Origin of the sequence: Protofrankia sp. Cas4 (assembly GCF_963555915.1) — a bacterium.
Taxonomy (GTDB): domain Bacteria; phylum Actinomycetota; class Actinomycetes; order Frankiales; family Frankiaceae; genus Protofrankia.
Genome location: NZ_CAUVXL010000101.1, coordinates 1 through 3,593, shown reverse-complemented (window position 1 = coordinate 3,593; position 3,593 = coordinate 1). Strand labels below are relative to the sequence as shown.

At 74.2% G+C, this 3,593-nt stretch carries 2 protein-coding genes; both read right to left on the bottom strand.

Features of this window, described 5'->3' with window-relative positions; all coding sequences use genetic code 11:
* A partial coding sequence (locus U9979_RS09485) for a TIGR02680 family protein (RefSeq protein WP_322779068.1) occupies positions 1-3,058 on the bottom strand: 3,058 nt, incomplete at its 3' end.
* A gap of 5 nt (positions 3,059-3,063) precedes the next feature.
* Positions 3,064-3,593 (bottom strand): TIGR02678 family protein (locus tag U9979_RS09480; RefSeq protein WP_322779067.1); only part of this gene is annotated, 530 nt, incomplete at its 5' end.

Here is a 3,593-nt window from a genome sequence, read left to right as displayed (position 1 = left end):
CAACTGCATGGTCACGTTCAGCGGCGGCGGTGGCGATCGATCCCTGGAGGGTTTCACGCCGGCCCTCGGCCTTGCCGCGCGCATCTCGCGCCGCACCTTCCGCGACGCGGGCCGCCTTCTCGTCCTCGTCGCACCGGACCAGTTCGGCGGCGACCGCGGCGAGCGTGCGGTACAGCTCCTCGACGCCGGCGCCCGCCGTCTCGACCAGGACCCGGTGACGTTCGGCCGCGACGTCGGCCTGGGCGCGGGCCAGGGTCGCCGCCGCCCCGGCCCGTTCGCGGCGTTCCACCGCAAGATCGACCTCCCGTTCGGCATCGGCGGCGGCGCGGCGCGCCCGGTCCAACGCCTGCGCCGCCGGCCACAGCCCGGCCAGGGCCACCCGGTAGTCGCCCACCGCCGCCCGGACGGCGTCAAGCGCGACGGCGTCCGCGGGCAGACCGACATCGGCGGCGAACTCGCCGGCGGCGGCCCGCGCCGTGTGCGCCTGGGCCTCCCGGCCGGCCACGATCGTGACCGCCTCGGCGTGCCGCGCGTCGACACGTCGCCTGACCTCGTGCTCGCCGGCGAGTTTGACGTGAGCCTCGCGCAGCTCCCGGTCGGCCGGCTGCGCCCGGTGCTCGGCGGCCAGGGAACGCTGGCGCCCACTCAGTTCGGCCGCGGTCGCCGCGAGCTCGCGCAGCCGTTGCTCGATCCGGGCCAGCTCCGTCCGCAGCTGCTCCAGGCGGACGCGCCTGGCCGCCTCGCGGGCACCCTCCCCGATGTAGCCGGCGGCGTCCTTGTGCCAGGAGCCGGTCAACACCCCGTTGCCGAACCGGCCGTCGACGGCTACCCACGTTCCGCCACCGTCAGCCAGAGTCCCGGAGTCCTCACCCGATGCTCCGAATCCATCACCCGATGTCCTGGCGCCGCCACCCAGACCGATCGTCGCCAGCAGGGCGCTGACCGCGGTGTCGGTGAGCATGGCCGCGCCGGCATCGGCGCGGTCGATCGCCGGGGCGAGCATGGCGGTGAGCCCGCCGGCCGGCGCCGGCCGACCCGGGGCGAGCAGGACGTCGTCGGTCACGGTGTCGTATAGGCGACCGTCCGGGGCGAGCCACGCGTCAAGGATCCCGGCCGCCTCCAACGCCGCCTCGATGCCGGCCCGATGCTCGTCGGGCACGTCGGCGGCGAAGTCGACAACCTTCCACAGCGCGGCGCCGGCCCGGCCGTCGCGGGTCTGGCTGTCGCGGGTGTAGGGAATCGGCGGCGCGTCGTGGCCGCCGGCTTCCAGCCGTGCGATCTCGGCCTCGAGCTGTTCGCGCTCCCGGTCGGCGCCCGCGCGCTCGGCGTCGATGTCGGCTTGGCGGCGAGCGAGTTCGGCGGTGGCGGCCCGGGCCGCCTCGTCGACGGCCGCTGTCACCGGGTTGGGGCCGTCGAGGGTTTCCACCCATGCTTCCATGACGGCGAGCAGCCCGTCGGCGTCGGCCACCCGCAGGTACGCCGTGCCGGCCAGGTAGCGTGCGCACGCGGCGAGAAGCTCGGCGCTGTGCGCCACGGTGAGGTCCTCGGCCGCGGCGATCCGCTCCGCGGCGGCCTGCTGCTCACCGATGATCCGTTCCAGTTCGTCGCGGGCCGCGCGCAGCGCCGCCTCGGCGGTCGCCGCCGCCGCCAGCAGTGTGTTCAGGCGGGCCACGGCGCCGGCCTGCCGTTCGATCAGCGCGGCACCCGCCCGGGTGGCGATCGGGTACGGCGGCTGATCCCTGTCGAGGTCGGCCAGGACCGCGGCGTGCCGGTCGGTGACCCCGGCGGCCTCGGCGGCGCGGGCTGCGGTGGTCCGCACGGCCTGGCAGGCCGCCGCATCCGCCTCGGCGGTCCGCCGGGCGGCGACGAGCTGGGTTTCCCGCTGCCGGACGATGTCGTCGTCGGCGGCGCTCTCGGTCCTCCGCTCCGCCGCGAACCGGCCGAGGCGGTCGGCATCCTCGCCCGCGGTCCGCAACGCCTCTGCGTCACGCATCTCCGGGCTGTCCTGCAAGGCGGTGCGCCGCGCCGTCAACGCGGCCCTGGCGTCGGCCAGCTCTTCCAGCCGTTGGTGCGTGGCGACAAGCGCCTGCGTCGCGCCGCGGTGCGCCGCGTCGGCCTCACCCAGTTCCCGGCCGAGCTGCTCGTAACGGCTGTTGGCCTGTCGCGGCGGCGCGGCGCGGCGCTTGGCGGCGACGGCGGCATAGCGGCGATAGTGGGTCAGAAAGGCGTCCGCCGCGGTCTTGGCCTCGGCGAGACCGCGCAGCGCCTCGCGTTCCTCGTCCAGCCCGCGGAAAGCCTCGGCCACGGTGGTCACCAACGCGGGGTCCAGCGGCGGCAACGCCTCGGTGAGCGCGCGGGAGAGCAGCTTCTCATCGGGCTTCTTGGACAACTGCGGCTGCCGCAGCTGGATCAACAGATTGACCAGCGCCTGGTACCGGTGTCCGCCGAGCCCGAACAGCGCCTCATCCACGGCCCGGCGGTAGTCCGACGCCGTGTCGTACACCATGCCGGACCCGTCGACGGCGTCTTTGAGTTTGTCCCGGGTCAGCGCCACCCGGGTCGGGCCGATCAGTGACAGTTCCGGGCCGATCCGCTGCCCGGTGACGAAAAACCAGTGCCGCGCGATGCCACGCCCGGCCACCGCCTTGAGGCCGGCACCGATCGTGCGGTATTCGGCCACGCCATCCGCGCGCAGCCGGCCGAACTCCAGCCAGGTGTAACCCAGCCGCTCGGGATGCGGATGCCTGCCGCCGAGCAGCAGGTTCCACTCCATCCGCTTGTTGCGGTCGCCGTCGGGTTCGACCCGGTGCGCGGCCAGCTCACCGTCGAGCAGGAACGGCAGGGTCAACGCGAGCACCTTCGACTTGCCGGTGCCGTTGTTGCCGCGCAGGAGCAACCGGCCGTCGTGGAAGTGGAACTCCTCGACGTCGTAGTAGAACAGGTCCACCAGACCGGCACGCAGCGGTTGCCAGCGCTCCCGACGCGGCATCGGCAGCGGTGTCGGTGTCGGTGTCGGTGTCGGTGTCGGTGTCGGTGTCGGTGTCGGTGTCGACAGCATGGCCGTCACGGGTGTCGCCGCCCGCCCGTTGACGCGGTGGTGCGGACGGTCCGACCGGCGCGGGAGCTCGGGCCGGTGCGGATCGTCGGCGCCTCGACCGCGTACCGCGCGATCGCCGGCCGGGCGATCACCATGGGTGGCTCGCCGGGCACGTCGGCGACCAGCCGCAGTGCACGCAGCTTGTCCAGCGCCACGGCGAGCAGTTCGCCGTCGGCCCCGGGCTCGGTGACGCCGCGGCGCCAGTAGGCGGCATGCTCGACCGCCATCTTCCGGACGTGCGCGCGCAGTCGGGCGACCGGTACGGGCTCGGCGCGCTCCACCCGGGCCGCCAGGTATTCGGCGACCAGCAGCGTCACGTGGCCGTCGGTGCGCTGTTCGGGCATGCGCACGTCTGTCAGCTCGTCATCGGGGTCGACCATCGCGATGCCCTCGGCGCGCATCTCGGCAATCAGGCCGGTGGCCTCCTCGATCCGCCGCGTGATCGCATGGCGTTGGCTCACCAGATAGACGCGCTCGTCCTCGGCGAGTTCGTCGT